Source organism: Lacipirellula parvula (assembly GCF_009177095.1).
Lineage (GTDB): Bacteria > Planctomycetota > Planctomycetia > Pirellulales > Lacipirellulaceae > Lacipirellula > Lacipirellula parvula.
The window spans coordinates 4161204-4187833 of record NZ_AP021861.1; the positions used below are offsets into that span (position 1 = coordinate 4161204).

Here is a 26630-nt window from a genome sequence, read left to right on the forward strand (position 1 = left end):
CCACATCGCAAAAACACGATGCCCAGTTCACCGAGTGCCAAGAAGCGTCTCCGTCAGAGTATCGACCGCCGTGCCCGCAACCGCGTGGTGCGCTCGACCCTCCGGACCCAAATCAAGAAGGTTCGCACCGCCATCGCCGCCGGCGACGTCGCTGCCGCCGAAACCGAATTCCGCAACGCCGTCGTGAAGCTCGACAAGGCCGCTGCGAAGAACATCCTGCACGCCAACGCCGCCGCTCGTCTGAAGTCGCGGTTGTCGAAGGCGGTGAAGGGACTGAAGACGAAGGCCACCGCCTAGTCTGGTCGCTGCAGAATCGGATCACAGGAAAGACCCTGGTCGGGATCGGCCGGGGTCTTTCTGCGCGCCTGCGGCGCGGGTGAGTAGGTGTTTGGGTGAGTGCGTTGCAAGCGGGATGGCGATGCGCGAGTGGTGACGCACTCGCCGCTGCTAGCCTGAGGCAAGCTTGCCTCAGGTTAATGCCCGTGGCGTGGCGGCCCCACTCTCACCACTCGATCTTCTCCGCCGCGAAGATAGGGCCTTCGACGCAGGTCCGTTTGTAGTCCCACTCGCCGTCGGGCTGGCGGACTTTCACGACGCAGCTAAAGCAGATGCCGATGCCGCAGGCCATCGGGGTCTCGAGTGAAAGCTCGCACGCGACGCCACGCTCGATCGCCAGATGGGCAACCGCTTCCATCATCCGCTCCGGCCCGCAGCAGGCGATGCGAATCGAGGTTTCGCCATTGGCGGCAGCTTCGTCGAGTAGCTCGCCCAGCGTCGCCGTGACGAGCCCCTGACGGCCGACGCTGCCGTCGTCGCTGCTGACGCGGACGTCGATCCCGGCGCCGCGGAAATCGTTGACTCCCGCCAGCAAGTCCGCTGTCCGCACGCCGTAACAGAGCGTCGCGCGGCCCGCACGGAGCGGTTGCCGCGACGGATCGCCGTAATGGCGGCCGCCGAGGGCTTCACGCCCCAGGGCGAGGAAGGGCGTCTGGCCAATGCCGCCGGCCACCATGATCAGATGATCGACCGGCTCATTTGAAAAGCCGTTGCCGAGCGGGCCCCAGGTTTCGATCGCGTCGCCCGCCTTCACCTGGGCGAGCCGGCCCGTCATCCGGCCGACCACGAGGTAAACGACATCTACCCCCTGCGGCGTGCCGTCGGGGCCGAGCCAAGTGTCGTAGAGGGCCAGCGGCCGCCCCAGCAGAGGGTCGCTGCCGCCGGCCAGCCGCAACATGAGAAACTGCCCCGGCGTCACCCGAGCAGCGATCTCCGGGGCTTCCAGGCGGATGCGGTAGGTGCCGCTCGCCAGTAGCACGTTCTCGACGACGCGGGCCGTCGTCTGGACCGCCTGGTCGGCGTAGTGGGCCGCTCCGAGCGGGTTGGCTTCCTTGCTACAAGTTCCTCCGCTCACCGATTGCCTCCCGGCTTAGGCTTCCGATGGCCCTTTTGCGGGCCGCTCTTACGCTGGAACGCACCGGGACGCCCCGGCTTCTTGCCGCCAGCTGCCTTTTGCGGCGGCTTCCCGGCAGGCTTGCGAGGAGCGACCGCCGACGAGCCGTCGTCGCCGATGAGGCTGCGAGTTGGTTCCATCCCGCCGATCACGCGGGGGGGCTTCGCTGGGGCCTTGCGGCCACCAGCAGGCTTGTTGCCTACCGGCTTGCGACCGCCCGGTTTGCGATCGCCTGCCGGACCGCCGCCGCCAGGGCGTTGGGTCCGCGTCGTCGCTCGCTTGGGGCCGCCCGCTCCGCGTCGCGGCGGACGCCCAGCGGCTGCTTGCTCGGCTTCTTCCTTCGGGCCGGCTGCGGCCGCTTCGCGCAGCTTCTTGACTTCATCAGGAGTCAGCATCCGCACGGCGCCGCGCGGCATTTCGCCTAAGCGAATCGGGCCGACGGCGACGCGAATCAGCCGCTGCACCTTGTGGCCCAGCCGGGCCAGCAGCCGCCGCACTTCGCGGTTGCGGCCTTCGTCGAGCGTCATCTCAAGCTGCGTCGCCCCCTTCTTGGAGGACTTCACGCGAACGTCGACGGCGTGGACGAACCCATCCGACAGGTGGACGCCGCGCTTCACTTGGTCGAGCACGTCCTGAGCCGGCTGGCCAGCGACGAGCACGTCGTAGATCTTCTCGACGCCATGCCGCGGGTGGGTGAGTTGATCGGCCAGCGGCCCGTCGTTGGTCACGAGGATCAGCCCCTCGCTCGCCATGTCGAGGCGGCCCACGGCGAACATGCGGCCGACCCCAGGGGGAAGCAGGTCGATCACACGCGGCCGACCGCTGGGGTCGCGACTCGTCGAGACAACGCCCGGCGGCTTGTGGACCGCAAAGTACTGCAAGCGAATGCGCGGCAGCGGCTCGCCGTCGACCTTGATTTCCTGGCGAGCGCGATCGACGCGAACGCCGAGCTCGGTCACGATCTCGCCATCAATCTGCACACGACCGGCCGAGATGTATTCTTCGCAATCGCGACGGCTCGCGAGGCCCGCAGCGGCGAGCACCTTCTGCAGCCGTTCGCCTTCGCGCGGTTCGCTGGATGAGCGCGGGCCGGCCAAACTGGGCCGACGCTTCGGCGGTCCGCCCGCGAGCGGCTTCTTACCCACAGGGCGGCGTTCGCCCGCTGGCTTGCCGCCGGCCACAGGTTTGCCACCCGCCGATTTGGCGCCGATCGGCTTCCGTCCGGCTGGTTTACCGGGGCGACCACTCCCACTATTTGATTTGCCAGCGCGGGGCTTACCGGGGCCGCGCTTTCCGGGAGGGGACGCCATGGGTGACTGCTTCTGCTAACTGCCTGGATACGAATGAAACAACATCCTGCATGATAGCTTGCAGCGTCCGCCGACCCCAGTGGCGCCGCTCGTTCCGGGTGGAGGAGCCCTTCGCATTCCTAGCCCCGGGCTCCGCCCGGGGGTCGGCGTGAAATAGGGGCAACGTTCCACGGCGTGGTGCGCGACCCCCGGGCGGAGCCCGGGGCTAGTGGCAAACCGACGAGAGCGGATCAGTAGCGAATGCCGGGCTGGCCGACGGGCGCACTGTAGCTGGGCGTGGTCGGAATCGTCGGATAGCTCGGCACGCTGGTCGCGGCAGGCGGCGAGTAGACCGGGGCCGAGGGAGTGTATGACGGCACGCTGGGAGTCGTTGGCGTGAACGCCGGGGCGGTCGTGCTGGGAATCGTCATGGGGACCGACGAACCGCCCACGAACGGCACGGCCGGCGCCTGCGTCGTCAGCGAGTTGCGGCGCGCCGCTTGAACGATCGAGTAGTCCTGGGCCCGCTCGACTTCGTTCCGCGGGATACCGAACTCGCGAGGCCGGCCGCCGTCGATCTCCGGCCCCAAGTCGGGAAGCGGGTAAGGGTCGAACGCCTCGGCATTGGCGCGTTGGTATTTGGCCGGGCCAGGACTGCGCAATTGCGGACGATGGATCGTCGACGAACACCCAAGCGCCGACGCGGCGGCGAGGATCAGCAAGGTTCTGCCATGGAGTTGGCGGGCCATCGAACAATCCGGGAGCGGGTGCGCAGTGCGGGGAGCGACGCGCGGGGATTGTAAGAAGCTCGGCGATTTCGGCAAAGAGGAGCTGGCGCCCGGTTGCTAGCGTTGGCGCATGCTAACCGGGGAGCGAGATATCAAGCAGCAACGCATCTTCTCGGGCGAACACCGTGGCAGTTTCCACCGCTGCGGGCAGGAGCGCCGTTTCGCCTGCTTTCAGAACTTCCTTGTGACCGCCAGCGCTGACTTCGACTGCTCCCGCGAGAACTGCCAGCAAGTGAAACGAATCGCCGCCGCCTAGCGCCGCGTCCGATCCGGCGGCAATCGACACTCGGTCGAGCAGAAACTTGTCGCACTCAACGAGCCGCTCCCGTCCCGCTTCCTGAGCCGCAGGGTGCTGCGGCGCCACGGCCCCGCGCGTGTAGTCGATCGTCGCGAGCGATTCGTGGACGTGCAGTTGCCGTGGGTTGCCGGCGGCGTCGACGCGGTTCCAATCGTGGAGGCGGAACGTCGTGTCGCTCGCCTGCTGGATCTCTGCGATCACCAGCCCCGCGCCGAGCGCGTGGACCGTTCCCGCCGGAATGAAGACGCAGTCGCCGACGCGGGCCTCGAACTCGTGAAGGCAGGTTTCGCAGTGGCCGGCGGCGATCGCAGCCGCTAGTTGTTCCGCCGTGACGCCCGGCTTCAGTCCTGCGTAAATCTTGCTGCCGGGATCGGCGGCGATGACGACCCACGCTTCGGTCTTGCCAAGGTCAGGAGGTTCGAGCTGGGCGCCTTGCTCGTCGTTTGGATGGACCTGCACCGACAGCGTGCGGTTGCAGTCGAGAAACTTAAACAGCAGCGGAAAGCTCTCCGTCGAGACGCCGCCCCCAAGAAGGGCTGTGGGCTGCTCGCGCACCAACTCGCCCAATGTCCACCCCGCCAGCGGGCCGTTGAGGATCACGCTCTGGTCGGCGCCGTGATCGACAATTTCCCAACTTTCGGCATAGTCGTCCCCAGCGCCAATCACCTTGCCGAGCATCGTTCCGAGTCGGCGTCCTCCCCACAAGTAACGGCGGAAAAGGGGCTCGAACCGGAGCAAATAGTCGCAGCGGGGAGTCATGGCGTCGGTCGGAAACCTAGGCTTGGGTGCGAGTTAGGACGCGGCAACGGCCGGCGGCGTGCGTTGTCGCCGCAGCAGGTCGTTTGTAACATGGAAGCTGCGAGTTGCGAGCGCCGAGTTGGCAGTTTTCTATCCGAGTCGCCTTCGCTAGTCCCCCTCAGTTCAACCGTCTCGACTCTCCGCCTGCCATGCCGATGCGACCTGAAGATGAAGCCCGGCTCGAAGAGTCGAAGATGTCGTTCGGCGCTCACCTCGAAGAACTGCGGCGGGCGCTGTTCAAGTCGATCGCCGCGCTGTTCATCGGCTTCTTGTTTGGCCTGCTGTTCGCCAACGACATCGTTGCCTATGTCCAGACGCCCGTACGCGATTCGCTGCAGCGTTTTTACGAACGGCAGGCCGAACGGCAACAGCAAGAGTTAGCGGCGGAACTAGCGGCGAGTGGTCACGCCGATCATGGCGGCGCCGTCGTCACGGCTGAGGAAATGCAAAAGTCGGGGCTGATCGTCTCGCAGTACCTGATCGCCCCCGACGACTTGCGGCGGCTGATCGAAGAGCAGTATCCGCAGCTGAAACAAGCCACGCCGCCCGTGGCCGCGGCCGCCGCAGGTGAAGAGAGGGGAGCCGACGCCGCGGCTGCTCCTGCCCAAACGCTAAATCGCGATGAGCTAATTCAGCTCCGCCTATTCCAACCGGCCGATCAAGACCAGCGGTTGCGGGTGGTCGGGCACAGCACGATGGAACCGTTCTCGATCTACATCAAAGCGGCGTTCATCGCGGGGATCGTGTTTGCCAGCCCGTTCATCTTCTATTTCATCTGGGAGTTTATTGCGGCGGGGCTGTATCGCCACGAACAGAGCTACGTCTATACGTACCTGCCCATTAGCTTGGGCCTGTTCATCGGCGGGGCGCTCTTGGCGTTCTTTTTCGCCTTCCAACCAATGCTCGACTTCATGCTGTGGTACTTCGAGAAGACCGAGACGCAGCCTGATTTGCAGTTGAGCGATTGGGTGAGCTTTGTGTTGATGATGCCGCTCGGCTTCGGCTTTAGCTTCCAACTGCCGCTGGTGATGCTGCTGCTCGAACGGATCGGCATCTTCACCGTAGAGAGTTATTGGTCGAAGTGGAAGTTCGCGATCATCGTGATCATGGTCTTGGCGATGGTCCTCACGCCGTCGACCGATCCCTACAGCATGCTGCTGATGGGCGTGCCGCTGGTTGGCCTATACTTCGGCGGGATCTGGCTCTGCAAGGTGGCGCCAGGCAAACGGCTTGATTCGCCGGGCGATTTGCTGGCGCGCGGAGTTTAAACGCCGACGTCGATTGCCGTCGCGGGATAGTCTCCCGCCAGAATCGGCGGCAAGAGCGCCGGCAGACGGCGTGGCGCGAACAAGGCGTCCGACTCCGCGAGTTCCTCCAGGCTCCACCAGCGGTGGCTAAGGATGTACGAGTCGGCATTGGCCCCGTTGACCGCTTCCTGCGCGGTGCGGGCCACAAAAAAATGTTCGCTTTGCCGGCACTCAGCGTCACCCCACAGATAGACGTGACGCCGGGTCCAAATCTGCGGCCCAATCTCAAGGAGCTGCCCCGTCTCTTCCCACAGCTCGCGGCGAGCGGCGTCCTCGAACGTCTCTCCAGGCTCCAGTCCGCCCCCGGGCGTTAGCCAAAAGTGCTCGCCGCGATGGCCCTTTGCTTCGAAGAGCAAAATTCGATCGGACGTGGAGATCAGCACGATCCGCGCCGCGTCGCGACTTATTTCTCGCTTCTCCGGCATCGCTAAGCCAGCCCGCCGAGCGCGGCTTCCGAGCGTTCGACCGTGCGCCCCGCTCGTCGATCGAACGAGTGCGCCAAGTCGGACGCCAGCAACAGGTTGGCGAATGCGTAGAAGATAATGCCGGCAATGTAGGCGACTGCGAACTCCGACTCGCCGCGAAGATTCATGTCTTCCATGAAGTAAATCACCGGCGCGACGAGCAAGTAGGGAATGCAAGGCGCCATGCCGATGGCCGCCGCTTCGTCGTCCATCCCGTTGTGAGCGCCCACCGCCGCGACGCTGCAGCAGCAAAACAGGTAGCCGCCGCCGACGAAGAACACCGTTGCGAGCGTGTACCCCATGGCCCGCAAACTTGTCGACGAAACGAGCGAATAGTGCAAACCGACCTGCGAGACGAACAGTGCGGCGAGCGTGAAGCTAAGCGCCAGCAGCGGTAACATCAGCAGGAAACGAACATCGAAGGTCGCGGCCAACGCCCAGACCACCATCAGCAGCGCAAAGCCCCACCGCGCCGAATAGAGATTGCCAAGCAGTTTGGCGCGCATGATCTCCGCTCCGGTGAGCGGAGTCGACAATAGCGAGATCCAGCAGTCGCGTTCTTTTTCCAAGGTCACCAGCCCCGCGCTCCGCCCCGCCAACGTGAGCAGCAGACCGGTGCCGAGCAATCCCGTCGTCATCGCCATGAAGATGTAATACGCCTCGGGGTTGAAATCGAGGATTTCGAATTTAGCGCAAATGAAGAAGTACGCCGTCAACCCGAGGGCAATGACGACGATGATGGCGTTCGCGAACGAGCCGAGAACGCCAAGCTTCGTCTTGGCCGAAGGGGCAAAGGCTTCCTTCCACAGCATGCCGTTCTCTGAGAGTTCGGGACGCCAACGGAATGTTTCCATGCCGCGCCGGCGTTCGAGCTTCCGCTGCTGCTTGGCGTCGCCGCGACCGGCGTCCCGGAGGTGGACGCGGCGGACGGCGTGAGTGGCGAGGGCGATCAGCGCGACGGAGAATCCCACCTGCCAGGCCGCCATCTTCAGCACCGGCTCGAAATCGAACGCAACGCCGGCGGCGAAAACGCTGCGCATCGATTGGCCGAGAACGACCACCGGATTCAGCGAAAGCACGAATGTTAGCCCAGCTTGAAGCCCCTCAATCACCGCCGAGCGTTGCTGAAGTTGCACCTGCACCATCAATAGCATGGCTGAGAGGATGCCCGGCACGATCAGCAGCACGGCCAGGAGGCGGTAGACGCGCATCACCGCGTCGCGGGAACGGGGCGACCAAACCGAGACGCACACGCTCAGAGCGGTCAAAAACAACGCCGTGCTGGCGGCCGAGATGAACGAACCAGCCAGCAAGTTAGCCGGGATGCCGCCGAGCAAGCGAAAAATGAACAGAATCGGCAGGCTGACGAGCACCAACTGCCCCACGATCAGCAGCCGTGCGAACGTCTTGCCGACGACGATCTCGAAGTTCGACAGGTCGGTGGCGAACAAATATTCGATGGTCCGCCGCTCGCGCTCCGTCGCGATCGTGCCGACGGCCATCGCCGGCGCAATGGCGATGATGCCGAGCAATTGCACCCAACTGAAGGCAACAAAGAACGTCGTTGCCATCTGGGCGACTTCACTGATCGAGGGCGCATCGCCGCCCGAAATTCGCTGCATCTGGCTCATCGAGGAGTACGAAACCCACAAGACGAACAGAATGATCAGCGCGTAGATCACCCGCACCAGGTATTGCCGGCCTTGGCGGGCGGCGGCGACGAGTTCAACTTGAAAGATCGGTCCCAGCAGCATTGCTACGTTCGCAGGCGGCGTGAAAGGGGTGCGCGGCGTGCGATATGGTAGCAGTCGGGATGCGCGGGGGCAAAGAGCGCGCGGCTCCGGCCGGTCGTTGACCGGCGGCTACGGTACGGGCGACCTTAGATTTGGTAGTTCAACTCGGGGCGCATGTCGTCGGGCGTGTCGTGGCGGAGGCGGAGCTTCGGCGCCTCAAGCACCACGGTCGTGTGCGGCTCGACGCTGCGAGTGAGCCAAACGCTCGAACCGATGACCGAGTGATGTCCCACCACCGTGCGGCCGCCGAGGATCGTCGCGTTAGCGTAGACGACGACGCCGTCTTGTAGAGTCGGATGCCGTTTTTGGCCGCGGACGAGTTGACCGTCTTCGTCGGTCGGAAAGCTGAGGGCGCCCAGCGTGACGCCTTGGTACAGCTTCACATGATCGCCGATGTGGCTCGTCTCGCCGACGACGACGCCCGTGCCGTGGTCGATGAAAAAGTGCCGCCCGATCGTCGCGCCCGGATGGATATCGATGCCCGTGCGGCTGTGAGCCCACTCGCTCATCATCCGCGGGATGAACGGGATCGACAGCTCGTACAGCAGGTGGGCAAGCCGGTAAACGGTGATCGCCTCCAAGCCCGGATAGCAAAAGATCACTTCGGCCGGCGTCTTGCAGGCGGGGTCGCCGTCGTAGGCGGCCTGCACGTCGGTGGCGAGGATTTCGCGCAATTCCGGCAGCTGATCGAGAAACTGAATCGTCTTCGCTTGGCCGAGGGCTTCATAGTCCTCGGGGCCGTCGCAAATGCTCGTCGCGCCGGCTTCGTGGCGGAGCGCGCGGCCAATCTGCGTCGTCAGGCGATCGTGCAGCCGATCGACGAGATCGCCAACGTAATAGCCGATGTTGCCGTGATGGAGTCCCTCGCGGCGACGGTAGCCCGGGAACATGATTTCGTTCAGCTCGTTGATCGCGGCGACGATCTCGTCGTAGCGCGGCAGCGGGCAGTGATCGAGATGGTTCATCTTGCCGGCGCGATCGTACGTGGCGACGATCCGCTCGGTGATGTCGGGCAATTGATCTTTCAGACGGAAATCGGTGGCCATGGCAGTTCGCCTCTGGTGGCGGAGTCGGCGAGCGGAGGGACGTGCGAAGGGCGTGAGCTTCGAACGGATGATCGGAGGGTGCGGCGCCACGATCGGCGACGCGACGAAGAAGATCCCGCGTTACGCGGGGCAAGTACAGCGGCAACCGGCAGCGATCATCGGATGCGGTCCTGGCGACTTGGGTGAGGATCGGGAGCTAGGACACGGCCTGCCCCTTGGAGGTTCTTTTCGGCGCGGCGGACGCGGCAAGTTTAGCTATTTTACCGCTTGCAGCGGTCGGAGGGGAAGATCGCTCGGGCCAGGGTTAGACGCCGCTAGCGTCGCGAGGGCTCCGCAGCGACGACGCCGACGGTCGACCCCGCCGGCATTTCGCCCACCGGAACGAGCACGGCAAGTCGCGCGAGTTTGTCGAAAAAACTGACGCGTGTGGTCAAAACGCCTCGCAAATCATGTTAGGGTTCGAGTAGGGCGCCGACGCTGGATTGATTGTCACCTAGGCGGGGGACAACCGTGGGCCCTTCGTTAGCTGAGTATGATGCTCTCTGGATGCTGGCGGCGCTCGTGCCGGTGGCGCTGGCGGCGGCCGCTTGGGCGCTGCAGATGTCGTGCGGCTTCTGTTCCGTCGAGCCGCCTGAGTTCACCCATGCGGTCAGCATGGTGGTGATGATCGCGATCGCGAATGCCATCTTACGGCTTGCGCTGCAAATCACCGGTTCGGCCTACGGCATGGCGCCGCAGTATCTCATTCCCGCGCTCGTGACGAGCGCTGTGATCGCCGTGGCGCTGCCGACGACGCCGTTCTCGGCGCTGACGATCACCATCGTGCAGATCGTGCTTTGCGCGCTGATTTACGTCGCGTTCACCTGGGTGCAAGAAGCGGCGATCGCGTCGTTCATGCTGCTCTGAGACGTGCGTCTTCGCATACAGCCGAACAAGACGGTCGCGGCAGAAAGCGCCAGTGCGGCGCCGGTCGGCTCCGGAACGCTCGCCCCCGCCACTGCGCCGAGCGGGAATTCGGCGTCGATCGCGCCGAAATTCTGTTGCAAGATCCACACGTCGTAATCGTCGACCAGGCCGTCGCCGTTCGCGTCGGCTGGTTGAACGCCAGACATGCCGAAATCTCGCTGCCAGAGGAGGAAGTCGGCGCCATCGACGATGTGATCGCTGTTGAAGTCGGCCGGCAGCTGCAACAACTCACTGGGAACTTGCCAGCCGACGTCGGCGAGCGCCGCATAATCGAGCGGCGTGAAAAACCGACGCTCCCCGCGGGGCAGCGTCGGACCGAGCGAAGGTTTAGGCTGCGTCCCTGGCATGTAGGGGGGACTGGTGACTCCCGACGCCCAATGCTGTCCCGCCAACAGCGGCACGGGACCGCCGTAAAGTGCCTGCGAATTGGCCCCCGCGAACATGTTGTTGGAAATATCCGCGCTGAAAGCCGCCGAGGTGCCGAAGCCAAGCATGTGAGCCAACTCGTGCGTGACGACGGTGTAGAAGTCGTACTCGCCCTCGTCAGGGATGGTCGAGAGATCGTAATGCCAACTACGCGCTGCGCCAGACGTGTCGAGGGTGTCGACGGCGATCACGCCTCCCCACGGTGCGAAGTCGTTGCTCGCGTTGCCTTGGTTGCGATTCGTCACCGCGTTGCTGAATGAAACGGACGGCGTCCCGATAAACGTGTAGATGCCGGGGCTGGCCTGCCCTAGCGTCGACCCCGCGAGATCGAGCGGCATGGCGTAGACGATCAGCGTGTCCTGCGGCACCGCCAGGTTCGACGCCAACTTGTAGGTGTTCGTGGACGGGTCGACGTAACGAGCGATCCACTGGTTCCCACCACCGGGCTGAATCGCCGCCAGCGTATCGGTGAACGACGTGAAGGTCTTCGCGGCGAACTCCAACGTCGTCCGCGCGGCGGTTGGGTTCTCCGCCGTGCCGAAGAAGCCGATGCCCTGGTCGTGCGTGTAGTCGAACTGGATCGTGATCGCCGCGGCCGGCGCGAGCGAGAATATCCCGCAGAGCGCCATGACGCAGCATGCCGTTGCAAGTCGCCAATTCGCGCGTCGGCGCGCAGCTCCTCCAGCTTTCACAAAACTGGCGGCGGCGGTGCGGCGAGGCATGGCGACCAAGGGGCAGGGCGTCGGTGAGCGTCAGCTTCCAGGGTAGTCGCCCCGCCCCATTTCGTCGAGAAACGGGCTGACGCCTGCGGCCAGTTCGACGGCTAGCCGCAGGCGCGAGGCCCCATTTTCCGGCTCAATCTTCCTCTTCTTTGAGCTTCGCCTTGCTCAGCACGTCATGCTGGACGTTCCCCGGCACGACGTCGTAGTGGGAGAAATCCATCGTGAAGCTCCCCTGGCCGCCAGTCATCGAGGAGAGGGTGCGGGCGTAGGTCGTCACCTCGGAGAGGGGCGCCTTCGCCTCGATCGTCGTCATGTTCCCGCCCGAGGATTCCATCCCTACCATCTGGCCGCGGCGACCGGGCAGATCACTAGACACGTCGCCAACATTCGTGGCCGGCACGCTGATGTGAAGGTTCACCACCGGTTCCAATAGCGCCGGCTTCGCCTTTTTAAAAATCTCCGCCAGGACCTTACTCGCCGCGATCCGGAACGCGGTTTCGTTGCTGTCGACCGGGTGATCCTTACCGTAGTAAACCTCGACGCAGACGTTCTGCACCGGGAAGCCGGCGATGACGCCGCTCTTCACGCGTTCGAGAAACCCCTTCTCGATCGCCGGCATGAAGTTGCCGGGGATCGAGCCGCCGACCACTGTATCGACCCAGAGAAAGTTGCTCGCCTTGTGGTAGTGCGTGTTCTTCAGCTGCGGAAACCGCTCTTTGCTGGCAAACGCCACCGGATCGGCGCCTTCGGGGAAGGGATAGATGCGGGCGTGGACTTCTGCAAATTGCCCGCTGCCGCCAGACTGCTTCTTGTGACGGTAGCTGCCGTCGGCTTCGATCTGCACCGTTTCGCGGTAAGGAATCTTCGGCTCGTGCGTTTCGATTTCGACATGATCGCGTCGCTTGAGCCGTTCTTTCGTGAGCAGCAGGTGAAGCTCGCTCATCCCGGTGATGACCATCTCTTTCGTCTCGGGGTCGTGCTCCAGGTGAATCGTCCGATCTTCCTCGGTGATCTTGTGGAGCGCGCCCGACAGCTTCACTTCGTCGCCCCGATTCTTCGGCGCCACGGCGAGGCCGACCATCGGCGTGGGGAAGCTGATCGGCGGGAGTTCAACGTCGCCGACGGTGGTGCCGGTGTGGAGGTCTTCGCACTTGGCGACCGCGACGATGTCGCCGGGGCCGGCTTCGTCGACGGCGTGCGTGGCGCCACCTTGCACTTCGAGTAAGGCGCCAAGCTTCACGCCCTTGCGGGCATCGCCGGCGTGAACGATCGCGTCGCGGCGGAGCGTGCCCGCGTAAACGCGCAGGAAGCTGAGCCGTTGGACGAACGGATCGATGCGAGTTTTGAAAACTTGCGCCGCCAAGGGGGCCGAAGGATCGGGCTTCAGCGTCACATCGTCGCCGTTGACCAGCGCATGGCGAGCGATCGCGGTCGGCGCGAGGGCGGCGAGCGTCAGCAGATCGAGTAGCTCGGCGATGCCGACGTGCTTCTTGGCCGAAACGCACACGATTGGCGTGAGCGTCCCCGCCGCGACGGCGTTGGCCATCAGTTGCGATAGCTCTTCGTCCGACGGCATTTCACCGGCGAAATAGCGTTCCATCAGCTGCTCATCGACTTCGATGATCGACTCGACGAGCGCTTCGTGGATCGGCCGCGGATCGACGACGGCGCCTTCGACGTTCGCCGGGATCATCAGCGTATTGACGACGCCGCTGAGCGAATCGCCCGTGCCGATGGGAACGTTGAGCGGAATGCAGCCGTTGCCGAACGCTTCCTTGATCGAGGCCACTAGGGCAGGGAAGTCGACGTTCTCGGCGTCGAGCTTCGTGAGGACGATGATTCGCCCGCAGCCGGCGCTGCCAGCTTCAGCCCAGGCGCGGCGAGTGTTGACTTTGACGCCGGCGTGGGCGTCGACCGCGATGAGGGCGGTTTCGACGGCGCGGAGGGCGCCGATCATTTGACCAACCAGGTCGGGATAGCCGGGCGTGTCGAGAAAGTTGAAGTGGCGGCCGGCGTGATCGAGGTGAACGAGCGAGGCCTCGATGGAATGTTTGTGCTGTTTTTCTTCGTCGTCGAAATCGCAGACGCTCGTGCCGGCGTCGACGCTCGGGTTTCCTTTGACGGCGCCGGTTTCGACGAGCAGCTGATCAATCAGCGTCGTCTTGCCGGCGCTACCGTGGCCGCAGATGGCAAGGTTCCTAATGTCCGCAATGTTCTTAACCATGATTCGATCCCCGTTCCTCGAAAAGAGAAGGTGAGTGTCCGGTGACTGCGAATGATCAAGCGATTAAGCGGCGGGCTGGCTCCTATGAGATTGAAAGGTTAGTAATGAGGAGGCGTTTGAATGCGGGGATTTTTACCACGAAACACACGAAAGAAACGAAAAGTAAAAGGGAGTTATTGAATAACAGCTGGCGTTGGACGAAGCATGCGCCAGTTAAACCTGAACTCCATATTTTTTTGAATTCTTAATTCCCTTTCGTATGTTTCGTGTGTTTCGTGGTTAAAAACTCCCCGTATTTGTATTCTACGTCGCACCAGCAACTGGCGTTTTCGACGCGATTAGGGCATCTTTCAGCGTCAGCGTGCCGGCGTATAGCGCGCGGCCGATGATGGCGCTGTGGAGGCCCGCGGCGGCGAGGTCGGCGACGTCTTGCGCCGTCGTGACGCCGCCTGAGGCGACCACCGGCAGCTTTACCGCGGCCTGCATCTCGCTCATCGCCGCGACGTTCGGGCCTTGCAGCATGCCGTCGGTCGCGATGTCTGTATAAATGATGGCAGCGAGCGGGTCGTTCGCAAAGAGTTGCACGAATTCCACCGCTTGGACGCTGCTCGTTTCCAGCCAACCGTGCGTAGCGACGAAGCCGTCGCGGGCGTCGAGCCCCAACACGAGCTTGCCAGGGTACTTGGCGACCATGTCGCGAAACCACTCGGGCTGCTTGAGCGCCGAGGTGCCGAGAACCACGCGCGACAGGCCGAGATCGAGCAGCGACTCGATCGTCGCTTCGTCGCGGATGCCGCCGCCGAGTTCGCACTCCATGTCGACCGTGGCGAGGATCTTGCGGACCGCGTCGAGATTCATCGGCTTGCCCGAGCGGGCGCCGTCGAGATCGACGAGGTGAAGATGCTTGGCGCCATCGCGCTCAAAGCCCGCGGCAACGCTCGCCGGGTCGTCGGAGAAAACCGTCTCGCGGGCGTAATCGCCCTGCTGCAGCCGAACGCAGCGGCCCCCTAACAGATCAATCGCGGGCCAAACCTGCATAGCAAACAACCCCGAAGCGAGGGGTGAAAACGGACGGGCGAACTACTGAAATCATCGCAGAGTGAGTGGCCGAATTCAAGCGGCGACGCGAAGGGTGTCGAGGGCCTTTTGCCACTAGCCGCGTTGACTCGAGTGGTGCGCCGCCAGTGGCAAAAAGGCCCCCGACACCTTGGCTCAGAGTTCAGCAAAGTTCTTCAGCATCTGTAGTCCCACGCCCTGACTCTTCTCCGGGTGGAATTGCGTGGCGAAGAGGTTGTCGCGCCATATCGCGGCGCAGAACGGGTTCGGGTACGACGCCTCGCCGGCGATCACTCCTTCGTCCTTCGGCACAACGTAGTACGAGTGCACAAAGTAAAAGTGGGCGTTGTCGTCGATCCCTTTGAAGATCGGCGCCGGGCGGCGTTGGGCGACGTGGTTCCACCCCATGTGGGGGACTTTGTACTCGGCCGGGACGTCGAAACGGCGGACCTCGCCGGGGATGACGCCGAGCCCTTCGTGGACGCCGTCTTCGTAGCCGACGTCGAACAGCATCTGCAGCCCGAGGCAAATGCCCAGAAACGGCTTGCCCGAGTTGATCGCCCCCAGAATCGGTTCGACCAACTCACGGCGGCGAATCTCGGCGATCGCATCGGCAAACGCGCCGACGCCGGGAAGCACAATGTGGTCGGCCCGCTCCAACACCTGCGGATCGGCGGTGATCGCGGCCGCATGCCCGACGCGTTCAAACGCCTTTTGAACGCTGCGGAGGTTCCCCATTTGGTAGTCGATGATGGCAATCATTTGCGGGGAGAGGCTAGGGGCGGGAGTTCGAAATGGGGCAGGGCGCCGTTACAGCTTACCGGACCGGTTACGGACGGCGGCGGTTCGCGGATCCGCCATTCTAACTGGCCGCGGGGCGTTTATGTAGCGGCGACAAAGTAGCCGCGGCTCAACGAGCCGCCGGAGCGGGCCAGAAAATGGCGAATGTGGAATGAGGAATGGGGAGAAATTCTCCTATGGCCCCATTCCCCATTCAGCATTCCCCATTCGGTACCCGCTCCGGCGGCTCGTTGACCCGCGGCTACCAGTTGTACCGCTTAGCGAAGCTGGTGGGGGAAACGTCTGACGTTTGATGCAACGCCAGCTATCCGTTCGATGAACATTCCTGGAGACGCCAGCGACAAGGATGCCGCCATGCACAGACGACTAGCGCCGAAAGTGAGAGCCACGCTCTACCTCCCCGAGGATCTGCTCGACGAGGCCCGCGACGCCGCTGTGTTCCTGGCTGGGTACCCCGCTCGGCTGACGCTCACCGGATTGGCGGAGAACGCGTTTCGAGCCGAGCTCGAGCGTTTGAAATTGCTCTACAACGGCGGCCGAGACTTCCCGCCCCGCGACGCAGACCTCCGCGGCGGGCGTCCGATTGCTGCGTAAGGAGTTGGCCATGGATTCCGCCACGCCGATCATCCCATCCCCCTCGACGGGCTGGGGCAGGTTGGCCGCGACGCATGGAGAGCCGTCCGCCATCGCCGGCGGCTCGAACGGCGCCAAACAGTTTCGCCGCGAGGATGACGCTGCCCAATTGAAGGCGCGGCTGTTGCGGATGATCGTCGCGAACGAAGAGACTCGCAAAGCAGCTGCCGACGAAGCTCGCAACGGGCGGTAGTTCGGTCGCTTTCCCACCAACCTGCCGCGCGTCGATTGACGACGCCGTTCGTCCCCTCTCCAGCGCCGCCCGGCAATGTTCTCGACGATGCGAATGGCGATGCTACGGCCTATCGCCATGCTCGCGATGGCGTGGTTGACGCTGTCTGCATCGGCGCTGGCGAACTCACTCGGTGCGCCACAGGCGATTGAACCAGGCGCCTTTACGCCCGTGGGCTCGCCGCGGTCGGCGGTCGACTTCACTAGTCAGCAGCCACACCCGGCCGTGGCACGGATCGTCGTCCCGGAAGGAGATGCGACCTCGTACGGCAGCGGTACGCTCGTCGATGTCCGCGATCAATACGGACTGGTCGTCACCAACTGGCACGTCGTCCGCGACGGCAATGGGGAAGTGGAAGTCATCTTCCCCGACGGGTTCCGCTCGAAGGCGCGGCCGCTCAAGGTCGATGCCGATTGGGATCTGGCGGCGCTCGTCATCTGGCGACCGAACGCAGCGCCGGTAAAGCTGGCCGCCACGGCGCCGCAAGCGGGCGAGCAACTAACGATCTGCGGCTACGGCTCGGGGAATTACCGTGCCGCGACCGGCCGTTGCACGCAGTACTACGCCCCTGCCGAGAACCTGCCGCAGCATATGGTGGAACTCGACGTCGAGGCCCGCCAAGGCGATTCGGGCGGGCCGATCTTCAACTCGCGCGGCGAACTCGCGGGCGTGCTGTTCGGGGCAGGGCAGGGAACGACGCTCGGCAGCTTCGGCGGCCGCGTGGAACACTTCCTGGCGAGCCTGGCGCCGAACATCGGCACGGGAACGCAAGGCGCCGCGGCGATTGCGCATGCCGAGCCGCCGCAATCGCAGCTGGAGGCCGATAACATCAACCGCGGTGCGAGCGCGATGCTAGTGGGAATGCACTCGCCAAGCCGCGGCGCTGATGCATCGGCAATGAAGCATAGTCACTCAAGCGAAGCAGAATCGGCCTTTAGCTTCGCAGCGACGACGAGCCACGGCGATTGGCAGGCAGTCGACGAACATTCAGCAGCGGGCGCGACGCTGCCGGCCGCGACGAATGCAACGATGATGCATGTGGCGGATGGCGGAGCGGTGCGCGGCGGCGGCTTCAGTTGGTTCGAATCGACGAAGAACCTCCTCGCGCTCGTCGGCATTGCGGCGATCGTCGTGCAATCGCTGCGGCTGATTCGCTAAGAGCTCTCCCAGTTAAGTCTGTTGTCAGAGCAAGTCCTTTGTGGGAGGCGTCTCCGACGCCGATGCCGGTCACAACACCATGAACGAATGCGGTAGCGCAATGCTGCGTCGGGGTCGGAGACCCCTCCCACAGAATTTTAGAGCAAGGCCTGAGGTAGGTGTGCCTGCTACAAAGTGCAAGCATTCTTGTAAGAGCTACAACGTTGCGAGCTGACGCTGCGATCTTCTCTCGTGAAACTTGCTGCGCGATGATCACACAGCGATTGGCACGCGAGCTGCATTAGTCGCTCTCGTCCAACACGGCACGTCACTCGTCAGCGAAGCCCGCAACCTTCGCTCTCCTAGACGATCCAGACGTGTCTGACTCTCGCACGGGCGCCGACGCATGGCGCAGTAACTCTTCCCGCTACGGGGCAGTTGCGAGTCGGGACGCACGCCGAAGGGCTCCACTTGGCATCCTCGCAGGGCCAAGTGGGGCCCTTTTTTTTCGCTGAAAGCCACCGGCTCTGCCGGTGGACGAACTTCTGGTAGGCGCTGCCGCTAACAAAACGCAGAGTTGCCCGTGGCGCGTCCACCGGCGGAGCCGGTGGCTTTTACTATTTGGTGGAACGCGTGAGCAGCCAATCGCCCCAACTGGCGGAGAGTTGGCTGAGCGCGCAGAGGATGCGGACCTTCGCGGGGATCACCAAATCGGCGCGGCGCTGTTCGCAAGCCTTCAAAATTCGTTCCGCAACGTAGTCGGGATCGAGCGTCTTCAAATGCGCGCCCGCCCCCGGCGCTTGGGCCGCGGCTGGCACGCCGACGCCGTCGGCGGCGTATCGCTTGCCGTTGTCTTCGCGGGTGAACGGCCCCGGGCAGACGAGCATCGCGTGGACGCCCTGGTCACCGAGTTCCAATCGCAACTGCTGCGTGTAGGCGGCGATAGCGAACTTGCTCGCCGGGTAAGCGCCGGTGTAACGGGGCGCCACCTTGCTGGCGAGCGAGCCAATGTTCACTAGGTGGCCGCGGCTCTTGAGCAACAGCGGCGCGAAGGCGCGCGTCGCGCGAACCATCGTGTAGAAGTTCGCTTCGAACAATTGTTGAAAATCTTCAGGCGCGGCATCGAGCACCTTGCCGCGGGTCGAGCGGCCCGCGCAGTTGCAAAGCATCTCAACGCGACCGAACTTTTCCGTCACCTCAGCGGCGACGCGGTCGACGTCTTCCTGCCAGGCCATGTCGCCGGCAATCGGAGTAACGTTGCCGCCGGCGCGTTGCAACTCGCCTGCCGCGGCGTCGAGCGCGTCTTGCCGACGGCCGATGAGCACCACGCGAGCATTACGTTTTGCTAAGGCGCGGCCAATCGCCAGCCCCAAACCGGCAGATCCGCCGGCAACGACGCAGACTTTGTCTTGCCAATACGACATGTAGTGTAGGACGGCCCATTGCGGGTCGCCGGAGTGGACGTGCGGATGGAAGAAAAGGCTGCGTACGGCCCTCCGCAGCGGGGCGATGGGGTGAGTTGACCGTATTCCCATTCCGCCGTCCAGTAGGCACAATACACGCCAATTCACCTTCCCCCCTCTCCCCGCCGCACGACCCCCGCGGGTCGCTGAAACACGCCATGGACGGAAATCCGCTCTCAGCCCCCCGCGCTCAATGGGCCCGCACGAAGATCGTGGCCACCGTCGGCCCCGCCTGCGGCGAAGTCGAGCAACTCACTGGACTCGTACTCGCCGGCGCCGACGTCTTCCGCCTGAACATGGCCCACGGCGGGCCGGAGCAGCAGCAGGTCTTCGTTGATCGCATTCGGCAAGTGAGCCGCGATCTCAATCAGCCGCTCGCGATCCTCGCCGACCTCGGCGGCCCGAAGATCCGCCTCGGCGAGATTCCGGGCGAAAGCATCTTTTGCCGCCTGGGCGACGAGTTCTTCTTTGTCGACGACGAATCGAAGGCGCCGAACGAACTGACCGCCACCTACGAACCGCTGCTCGAAGAACTCTCGGTCGGCGATATCGTGATGCTCGCCGACGGCACGGTGAGCATGAAAGTCGAAGAGGTAAAACCGGGCCGCGTGCGGACCTCGGTGGTGCAGCGCGGCACGATCCGCAGCCGGCAGGGAATCAACCTGCCTGATGTGAAGCTAAGCGCTCCGGCCATCAGCGTCGAGGATTATCAGCATGCCATTTGGGCGGCGAAGGCCGGCGTCGATTACATCAGCCTTAGCTTCGTGCGGTCGCCGGACGAAGTGCGGACGCTGAAGGACATCGTGCGTTCGAGCAGTTCGAAGGCAGGCGTCATCGCGAAGATCGAGAAGCGTGAAGCATTGCTGCGGCTCGAAGAGATCGTCGCCGAAGCGGATGGCGTCATGGTGGCCCGCGGCGATCTGGGCGTCGAGATCGACGTCGCCCGCGTGCCAGTAGAGCAAAAGCGCATCGTTCGCGTCTGCCAGGAACTGCAGAAGCCGTCGATCATCGCCACGCAGATGCTCGACAGCATGCACGATTCGCCCCGGCCGACGCGGGCCGAAGCAACCGACGTGGCCAATGCGATTCTCGACGGCGCCGATGCGTGCATGCTTTCGGGCGAGACGGCGATCGGCAAGTTCTCGCGGGAAGCGGTCGAGATGATGAACCGCATCGCGCAGGTCACCGAGGAAAGCATGGCGGGCCGGCCGCCGCGCGAGATGACGCGGCCGCGGGCCGATAACTTGCAGGAGATCACTCGCGCGGTCGTTCGCGGGGCAGGCACCATGGCTCACTCGCTTGGCGCCAAGCTGGTGGTCGTCGCCAGCCACTCAGGCCGGACGGCGCTGGGGCTGTCGCAGCAGCGGAGTTTTGTGCCGACGATCGGCGTCAGCACGAGCGAAACGACGCTGCGGAAGATGTGCCTCTACTGGGGCGTGACGCCGCTGCGCGGGGCGCCGGCAACCAACGTGGAGCAGCTGATTCGCCATGCCGACGACTGGGCCTGCGACGCCGGGCTGGCCGCGAAGGGAGATCGCCTCATCATCGTCGGCGGCTCGCACTTGGCCGCGGGCCCGGACAACCCGAACGCGACTGGCGTGCATGACATTGTGATTGTGCACGAGGTCGAAGGCGTGCCGGCGAAGGACGCGACGACGGAAGCGAAAGCTTAGCTGCACCGCACGATGTCTGGCGTCTTTAAGAAGCTTGTTCAACAGCAAGCTGTGGAAGCCTCACAGACACCTCAACCTTGAGGTTCCCTCCCCTTGATGGGGAGGGTTAGGGAGGGGTGATTGAAGCTGGTACCAGCGATCTACCCCCTCCCCAGCCCTCCCCTCAAGGGGGAGGGAGCCACAATCTCCAAGTCATCATAGATGTCGCATCGCTTCGCGAGCGAAATGCGATTTTAGGCGACAGAAGCGACGCTCTGTAAATCGTTGCAGAGCGGTACGTTACGCTTCATGTCGCTTTTTAGATGTCGCATTTGGGGCGACATCAAGCTGGCTGGCGACGCTTCGTGCGTCGTTGGCATGGGACGCGGAATCGGCGTCGGAGACGCCTCCCACGTCGTTGGAGATTGCGCCCTGCGGTTGGACTGAGCGGGATGTCAAAGAGCGGTCGGCGCGCAGCATCGCCTTGGTGAGTTCACGTTAGCAGATGCGCGGCGGGGCGCTGAGTGGCGATTTTCGGCCACCCGGGAGCCATGCGAAGAGGCGGCGTCGCTGGGGATGGAAGCCGCATTGGACTGGTCGCTTAAGCGACCAGTCCGAAGGGCGAGAGGAGATTCCGTGCGGGGGGGATTCCTGGCGGCGAGTTAGAACCAGGACTTCTTTTCGACGATGTACGTCTCGTAGAAATCGTCGTCGGACTTCGTGAGGTAGATGATTCCCTCGATGAAGCCGATCGTTCCCATAATCACCGAGCCGATGCCGCAGGTGCAGATCGTCGTGGCGGCCATGATGATGCCGGCCGTGTTCAAGCCCAGCACGAACTTGTGGATGCCAAACGAACCAAGCATGATGCCGCAGATGCCGGCGGTGATCTTCTTCGACGCCGCGTCGCGAATCGCCGGATCGACTTGCAGCTTGCCGACCGAGCGCGTCGCCTCGCCCAGATAGGTCGGTTGAATGGCGCCGCACTTGGGGCACATCTGCGAGTTCGCGGCGATTTGCGCGCCGCAGGTCGGGCAGTACTTGAGCGTTTGGGAACTCATCGGCAAGGCTCGCGCGGCGTTTGGTCGGGCGTGGGATGAGGCGGGCGGGAGCGTCGGGCGCTACTTCTCGTCCGGCCGACGCGTCAAGGCAAAGTATACGACGTAAAACCAGCTGAAAAATCCGGCCACGATCGCCAGCAAAATCGACTTATTGCGCTGCCAGGAGCAGACAATGGCGATGGCTGTGCCGAAGGTGATGCCTGAATGGACGACCGTTTCGACGACGTCGACTTCTGCCAAAAGCATGCGATTCTCGTTCTGCTTGAGGGGACGAGACTGAGTTGTGCGTGATTGTGGGAGGGGTCTCTGACCCCGAAGCGGCATTGAGCCACCGCAACGGTTTGTATTGGCGAGCGGAATCGGCGTCGGAGACGCCTCCCACAGAAACTTGCAAGTGGCGACTACTTCTTCGCCGCGGGCTTCGTCTCGATCACCGCCGACGCTTGTTGGACCTCGCTCTTCACTTCCTTTACTTCGCTCGGCAGCAGCCGTTCTTGGAGCTTCGAAACGAAGTGCAGGCTGCTCGCCTTACTGCTGTGGCCGAGGATGCGCTTATCGACGTTGTGCTCCTGGGCGATGATGCGGCCCTTGGCGACGTCGAAGCGGACCGTGCCGTCGGTGAGTCGGTCGACGAGCTGCGAGCGGGCGTACGAATCGACCGGCGTGAGGATCTGGTACTCGACGTCGATGACGGCGACGCCGTTCTTCACGTCGCGTAGTTTGCAGATGCGGCGGGTTTGGATTTGCAGGCTGGCGCCCCCCTTGCGCAGGACAGTGACGTTGTAGGGGTGGCTCCACTTTTCGCCGACGGCGATTTCCGCTTCCGGCAGCCCGAGCGTGATCGGCATGTCTTCCTGAGGTTTTTGCTGCGGATGCTTCTGTTCGCGGAACGTCACTTTGCCGTCCGGAGCGATGCGGAGCACCGACAGCGGAATCCCGATGGCGCGAGCCGCCGTCTGGAAGCCCGTCGGCACGGGGTCGTTCGTGCGGCTGTCGAACTTGTTCGGCGGCAAGCCGGGCGATTGATTCGACATCTTCACCCACTCGACGACGTGCATGAATTGCATTTCGCCGTTAGGGAGGACGTCGGTCACCTTCCACGACTTGACTGATTCAGTTTCGGTTTCGACTTCCTCGCTCCGTCCGTCTTGGTTGTTGCGGAGCTTGCTCACCAGCTTCACGTCGTAGCGGAGCTCTTCGCCCATGGCGAACTTGTAGCGGAGGAGATACTTTTCGCCGCTGGCGGTGGCTGCGGCGGCAGCCGGAGCGGGGGTCGACGTCGTTGCCGCGGTTTCGGCGGCGAGGGCCAACGGCGCGAATGAAGAGAACAACAGAGCGACGTAACAGCTCGTGCGAGCTAGGTAGGTGTTCATCGACCACGCCTCCATGCGGGTTTGATAGTTCGATTTGGTCCGAATCCTAGGACCGTTTTCTTGTATGGGTGCCACTGGCGTGTCGCCAGTGTTTTTTTCTGCCTGCGGGGCGGTGCATCCACCCTTGTTAACGTTTGAATTGTCGCGTCAGGCCAGACGAGCCTGTTTTGCGATCGACCGAATTGAAACCAACGAACGCCTCTCACTGGCGACACGCCAGTGGCACCCGAAGCCGGGGCTAGGGGACGCTGAGCCGCTACGACTCCTTCAGCTTGAGGCGTCCGCCCCAGCCGAGTTTCTCTCGCAGCGTCCGGTAGTATCCACGTCCGCGGACTTCGATCAACTGGAATTCTGCGCTGGAGCGCTCGATTCGAATGCGGTCGTCCGCCAAGACCTGGCCGATTGGCTTGCCATCGACCAGCAACGTCGTCCCCTCGTTCGGCTTGGGGACGGCGAGTTCGTAGACGTGGTCGGCCGAGTCGATGACCGGGCGGTTGGTGAGCGTGTGGGGGCAGATCGGCGAAACGACCAGCGTTTGCAGGCTTTTTTCCATGATCGGGCCGCCTGCTGCGAGGTTGTAGGCGGTCGAGCCGACGGGGGTGCTGACGATCAGGCCGTCGCAGCTGTAGGTGGTCGCGAGGTGGTCGTCGACGAACAGTTGGATCTCGACCATCGAGAACGACGGGCCTGCTAGCACTACGGCTTCGTTGAGGCCGAGGGTGCGAGATTCTTCATGGCCGCTGCGATGGACGCTGCACTCGAACATGAGGTGCTTCACGACCCGATACTGGCCGGCGACGATCTGCGGCAGGATTTCGTCGAGGTCTTCGGGCTGGATTTCGGCGAGGAAGCCGAGGCGGCCGAGGTTGACGCCGAGGACTGGCAGCTGGGTGAAGCCCATTTGCCGCGCGGCGCGAAGGATCGAGCCGTCGCCGCCGAAGACGACCACCAGGTCGGCGTCGACTTCGGGGAAGGGGTCGTGAAAGTTGTCGAGCGAGGCGGCGACGTCGAGGTGACGTTCGATGATCGAACGGAGGTTCGCGGCCTGATCGGCGAGGGCCTGGCGGCTGCCGTCGACGAGGAGGATGGCGCGGAGGCGGCGGGGGGATTTCGATGATGCTGGTGCGGTCATACCGCAGAGCATAGCGTTGGGAGATTGGGGGAGGTAGCCCGGGATGAATTGAACCACGAAGGCAGTAAGGGCACGACGAGGACGCAAAGAAAGAGAAGAAGCAGAGCCCCCGCCCCCGTAGACCTCTACGGTACGACCATTTCTGTCGTCCATTGCTCGACCAAATCTCGCAATCGCTTCCGAGACTCAGCCGAAGCCCCACACACATCGATCATCTGCGTAATTTTTTCTTCCAGCAACTGGATAACGAGTACATCATCTTCGACTGGGTATCGGCTGCGGAAGTCGTACCCAACGTGGACTAAGAATACCTCCTGATCGCCCGAGACAATTTGCAGCCAACTTTCGTCCCGATCCACGAAAGCCAGCAACAAAATCTCGTGCGGGCAGGGATCCACACGCATTTCTTCAAAACGCTTCTGAAGATCGGCGATCGCCTGAGACTGTCGGCGTAGGGCTTTTACAAATGTGCGATTAGCAGTTATTGAACACACAGAAAGCTTCATGCGCGGTATTTACCTACCGGATTGCGAAGCAATTGGGACGCGTGACTAACGCATGGGGATGCCCGCGGCCAGGCGTTGGCAGGTGGCGACGATGCCGGGGACGTCCATGCTGAGGTCGGCCAGCAGTTCGTCGCGTTCGCCGTGTTCGACGTAGTGGTCGGGGATGCCGAGGCGGCGGACGCGGCTGGCGTCGACGCCGGCGTCGGCGGCGGCTTCGAGGACCGCGCTGCCGAAACCGCCCATGAGCGTCGCTTCTTCCATCGTGACGACCCACGGCAGGTCGCGGATGGCGCCGACGATCGCTTCGGTATCAAGCGGCTTGAGGAAGCGGGCGTTGATGACGCCGACATCGAGGCCTTCCGCGCGGAGGCGATCGCTCGCTTCGAGGGCGCGGCGGACCAGGGCGCCGCAAACGACGATGCAGCCGTCGGCGCCGGTGCGGATCGTTTCGCTGCGGCCGAGTTCGATCGGCGCCTGTTCGCGTTCGATCGTGACGGCGCTGGCCTTCGGGTAGCGGAGGCTGCAGGGGCCGTCGAACTTCAGCGCGAAGTCGAGCATCGCCGGCAGGTCGGCCGCGTCGCCGGGGGCCATGAGGACCATGTTCGGGAAGACCCGCATGTAGCCGAAGTCGAAGACGCCGTGATGGGTCGGGCCGTCGGGGCCGGCGAGGCCGCCGCGATCGAGCATGAACGTGACCGGCAGGTTCTGCAGGGCGACTTCCTGGAAGATGTGATCGTAGGCCCGCTGCAGGAACGTGCTGTAGATGTCGACGATCGGCCGCATGCCGACCTTTGCTTGGCCGGCGGCGAACGCGACGGTGTGGGCTTCGCAAATACCGGTGTCGAAAAAGCGGTCGGGGAATTCCTCGCGGACCTTTTCGAGCTTATTCCCTTGGCACATCGCGGCGGTAAGGACCGTGACCTTCGGGTTCGCGCGCATTTGGTCGAAGATCGCCTGCGAGGCGACGTTCGTGTACGCGGGCGCCGCGGGGCCCTTCTTCGCGATGACGTATTTGTCTTGCTGCCGTTCAAACTGCGGCGGCGCGTGGTAGGTGACAGGATCCGCGGCGGCCGGGTGGAAGCCGTGGCCCTTCTCGGTGACGACGTGGAGCAGCACCGGCCCGTCGATCCGCTGCACCATCTTGAAGTATTTGCGGAGCAGGCCGATGTTGTGGCCGTCGATGGGGCCGATGTAGCGGAAGCCCATGTCTTCGAACATCATCCCGCCGCTGAGGCCCGCCTTCGCGGCTTCCTTCAGCTGCACCAGGAACCGCTCGGCCGGATCGCCGAGGAGCGGCACACGGTTGAGCATCTTGGCGATCTCGCCCTTGAGCCCCGCATAGGCAGGATTCATGCGGAGGCGATCGAGATAGTCGGAGACACTGCCGACCGGCGGGCAGATCGACATCCGGTTGTCGTTGAGAATCACCAGCAGCTTCTTGCTTTGCCGGCGGCCGTTGTTGAGGGCTTCGAACACGACGCCGGAGGGGAAGGCGCCGTCGCCGATCACCGCGACCGTGTGTCGGTTCTCTTCCGGGCGGAGGAAGGCGTCGCCGCTGGCGAGGCCGAGCGCGGTCGAGACGCTCGCCCCAGCGTGGCCCGTCATGAACAGGTCGTACTCGCTCTCGGCCGGGTTGGGGTAGCCCATGAGGCCCCCCTTGGTGCGCATCGACTGGAACTGTTCGTAGCGGCCGGTGAGGAGCTTGTGGGGGTAAATCTGGTGGCCGGTATCCCAAATCAGGCGGTCGCGTTTAAAGTCGAACGCCTGGTGGAGACTGATGGCAAGTTCCACGACGCCAAGGTTTGAGGCGAAGTGCGCGCTGCGGCAGGCGATCAGCCCGCAGAGGACCTCGCGGATTTCGCCGGCGAGTTGCTCAAGTTGCGGAAGGGTCATTCCGCGGAGATCGGCCGGGTCGCGAATCGTTTCCAGCAGCGTTGTCATGGCTTTGCCTGCAAAGTCTGTGGGAGGGGTTTCTGACCCCGAAGCGACTTGGTGAAACCACGACGGCTTGTG

General features: G+C 63.6%; 25 protein-coding genes. 7 read left to right on the forward strand and 18 right to left on the reverse strand.

Annotation, left to right across the window (positions count from 1 at the left end; all coding sequences use genetic code 11):
* The first annotated feature begins 18 nt into the window (after positions 1–18).
* Positions 19–297 (forward strand): 30S ribosomal protein S20, encoded by a 279-nt coding sequence (gene rpsT, locus PLANPX_RS16160; RefSeq protein ID WP_152099728.1) that lies wholly within the window; start codon positions 19–21, stop codon positions 295–297.
* 205 nt (positions 298–502) lie between these two features.
* Here rpsT and PLANPX_RS16165 read toward each other — a convergent pair whose 3' ends face one another.
* The 4 genes from PLANPX_RS16165 to PLANPX_RS16180 form a co-directional block, all read right to left on the reverse strand.
* A complete protein-coding gene (locus PLANPX_RS16165; RefSeq protein ID WP_152099729.1) occupies positions 503–1411 on the reverse strand; it encodes a dihydroorotate dehydrogenase electron transfer subunit in 909 nt (302 codons plus the stop codon).
* Positions 1408–2760, reverse strand: coding sequence for a pseudouridine synthase (locus PLANPX_RS16170; protein WP_152099730.1), 1353 nt, complete (start codon positions 2758–2760; stop codon positions 1408–1410). The genes PLANPX_RS16165 and PLANPX_RS16170 overlap by 4 nt, the downstream gene beginning before the upstream one ends.
* A gap of 230 nt (positions 2761–2990) precedes the next feature.
* On the reverse strand, positions 2991–3488 hold the full coding sequence (locus PLANPX_RS16175; protein WP_152099731.1) for a hypothetical protein: 498 nt from the start codon (positions 3486–3488) through the stop codon (positions 2991–2993).
* A gap of 112 nt (positions 3489–3600) precedes the next feature.
* Positions 3601–4584, reverse strand: coding sequence for a type I phosphomannose isomerase catalytic subunit (locus PLANPX_RS16180; RefSeq protein WP_152099732.1), 984 nt, complete (start codon positions 4582–4584; stop codon positions 3601–3603).
* Positions 4585–4772: 188 nt separating this feature from the next.
* On the opposite strand from PLANPX_RS16180, the gene tatC reads away from it, so the two are divergent.
* A complete protein-coding gene (tatC, locus tag PLANPX_RS16185) occupies positions 4773–5891 on the forward strand; it encodes a twin-arginine translocase subunit TatC (protein ID WP_152099733.1) in 1119 nt (372 codons plus the stop codon).
* Here tatC and PLANPX_RS16190 read toward each other — a convergent pair.
* The 3 genes from PLANPX_RS16190 to epsC form a co-directional block, all read right to left on the reverse strand.
* Positions 5888–6355, reverse strand: coding sequence for an NUDIX hydrolase (locus tag PLANPX_RS16190; RefSeq protein WP_152099734.1), 468 nt, complete (start codon positions 6353–6355; stop codon positions 5888–5890). The genes tatC and PLANPX_RS16190 overlap by 4 nt on opposite strands.
* Before the next feature lie 2 nt (positions 6356–6357).
* Positions 6358–8148, reverse strand: coding sequence for an ABC transporter permease (locus PLANPX_RS16195; RefSeq protein WP_152099735.1), 1791 nt, complete (start codon positions 8146–8148; stop codon positions 6358–6360).
* Positions 8149–8273: 125 nt separating this feature from the next.
* A complete protein-coding gene (gene epsC / locus PLANPX_RS16200) occupies positions 8274–9233 on the reverse strand; it encodes a serine O-acetyltransferase EpsC (RefSeq protein WP_152099736.1) in 960 nt (319 codons plus the stop codon).
* 510 nt (positions 9234–9743) lie between these two features.
* Here epsC and PLANPX_RS16205 point away from each other — a divergent pair.
* Complete coding sequence (locus PLANPX_RS16205) at positions 9744–10139, forward strand: hypothetical protein (RefSeq protein WP_152099737.1); 396 nt, start codon at positions 9744–9746, stop codon at positions 10137–10139.
* Here PLANPX_RS16205 and PLANPX_RS16210 read toward each other — a convergent pair.
* The 4 genes from PLANPX_RS16210 to hisH form a co-directional block, all read right to left on the reverse strand.
* Positions 10082–11347 carry a hypothetical protein gene (locus PLANPX_RS16210; RefSeq protein ID WP_152099738.1) on the reverse strand — a complete coding sequence of 422 codons (1266 nt, stop codon included), beginning with the start codon at positions 11345–11347 and terminating at the stop codon, positions 10082–10084. The two genes, PLANPX_RS16205 and PLANPX_RS16210, sit on opposite strands and share 58 nt — an antisense overlap.
* Before the next feature lie 133 nt (positions 11348–11480).
* On the reverse strand, positions 11481–13571 hold the full coding sequence (locus tag PLANPX_RS16215) for an elongation factor G (protein WP_152099739.1): 2091 nt from the start codon (positions 13569–13571) through the stop codon (positions 11481–11483).
* A 303-nt stretch (positions 13572–13874) separates the two neighbouring features.
* The gene (gene hisA, locus PLANPX_RS16220) at positions 13875–14609 is read right to left on the reverse strand and encodes a 1-(5-phosphoribosyl)-5-[(5-phosphoribosylamino)methylideneamino]imidazole-4-carboxamide isomerase (RefSeq protein WP_172992107.1); all 735 of its coding nucleotides are present in this window, start codon (positions 14607–14609) and stop codon (positions 13875–13877) included.
* Positions 14610–14783: 174 nt separating this feature from the next.
* Positions 14784–15389, reverse strand: coding sequence for an imidazole glycerol phosphate synthase subunit HisH (hisH, locus tag PLANPX_RS16225; RefSeq protein ID WP_152099741.1), 606 nt, complete (start codon positions 15387–15389; stop codon positions 14784–14786).
* 393 nt (positions 15390–15782) lie between these two features.
* Here hisH and PLANPX_RS16230 point away from each other — a divergent pair, with 393 nt between their 5' ends.
* The 3 genes from PLANPX_RS16230 (at position 15783) to PLANPX_RS16240 (ending at position 17451) form a co-directional block, all read left to right on the forward strand.
* The gene (locus PLANPX_RS16230) at positions 15783–16022 is read left to right on the forward strand and encodes a hypothetical protein (protein WP_152099742.1); all 240 of its coding nucleotides are present in this window, start codon (positions 15783–15785) and stop codon (positions 16020–16022) included.
* Between the two features lie 10 nt (positions 16023–16032).
* The gene (locus PLANPX_RS16235) at positions 16033–16254 is read left to right on the forward strand and encodes a hypothetical protein (RefSeq protein WP_152099743.1); all 222 of its coding nucleotides are present in this window, start codon (positions 16033–16035) and stop codon (positions 16252–16254) included.
* A gap of 99 nt (positions 16255–16353) precedes the next feature.
* A complete protein-coding gene (locus tag PLANPX_RS16240; RefSeq protein WP_172992108.1) occupies positions 16354–17451 on the forward strand; it encodes a S1 family peptidase in 1098 nt (365 codons plus the stop codon).
* 596 nt (positions 17452–18047) lie between these two features.
* On the opposite strand, the gene PLANPX_RS16245 is transcribed toward PLANPX_RS16240, so the two are convergent.
* On the reverse strand, positions 18048–18854 hold the full coding sequence (locus tag PLANPX_RS16245) for an SDR family NAD(P)-dependent oxidoreductase (RefSeq protein WP_232536143.1): 807 nt from the start codon (positions 18852–18854) through the stop codon (positions 18048–18050).
* Positions 18855–19051: 197 nt separating this feature from the next.
* Here PLANPX_RS16245 and pyk point away from each other — a divergent pair, with 197 nt between their 5' ends.
* Entirely contained in the window at positions 19052–20566 is a 1515-nt protein-coding gene (pyk, locus tag PLANPX_RS16250) for a pyruvate kinase (protein WP_152099746.1), read from the forward strand.
* A gap of 641 nt (positions 20567–21207) precedes the next feature.
* Here pyk and PLANPX_RS16255 read toward each other — a convergent pair.
* The 6 genes from PLANPX_RS16255 to dxs form a co-directional block, all read right to left on the reverse strand.
* On the reverse strand, positions 21208–21606 hold the full coding sequence (locus PLANPX_RS16255) for a TM2 domain-containing protein (RefSeq protein WP_172992109.1): 399 nt from the start codon (positions 21604–21606) through the stop codon (positions 21208–21210).
* Positions 21607–21666: 60 nt separating this feature from the next.
* The gene (locus PLANPX_RS16260; protein WP_152099747.1) at positions 21667–21852 is read right to left on the reverse strand and encodes a hypothetical protein; all 186 of its coding nucleotides are present in this window, start codon (positions 21850–21852) and stop codon (positions 21667–21669) included.
* Between the two features lie 155 nt (positions 21853–22007).
* Positions 22008–22979 (reverse strand): hypothetical protein, encoded by a 972-nt coding sequence (locus PLANPX_RS16265; RefSeq protein ID WP_152099748.1) that lies wholly within the window; start codon positions 22977–22979, stop codon positions 22008–22010.
* A gap of 256 nt (positions 22980–23235) precedes the next feature.
* Positions 23236–24111, reverse strand: a complete 876-nt coding sequence (locus PLANPX_RS16270; protein ID WP_172992110.1) for an NAD(+)/NADH kinase — start codon at positions 24109–24111, stop codon at positions 23236–23238.
* Between the two features lie 125 nt (positions 24112–24236).
* Positions 24237–24617: a hypothetical protein gene (locus PLANPX_RS16275; RefSeq protein WP_152099750.1), complete on the reverse strand. Its 381-nt coding sequence runs from the start codon at positions 24615–24617 to the stop codon at positions 24237–24239.
* A gap of 45 nt (positions 24618–24662) precedes the next feature.
* Positions 24663–26558: a 1-deoxy-D-xylulose-5-phosphate synthase gene (dxs, locus tag PLANPX_RS16280; protein WP_152099751.1), complete on the reverse strand. Its 1896-nt coding sequence runs from the start codon at positions 26556–26558 to the stop codon at positions 24663–24665.
* Positions 26559–26630: the final 72 nt, after the last annotated feature.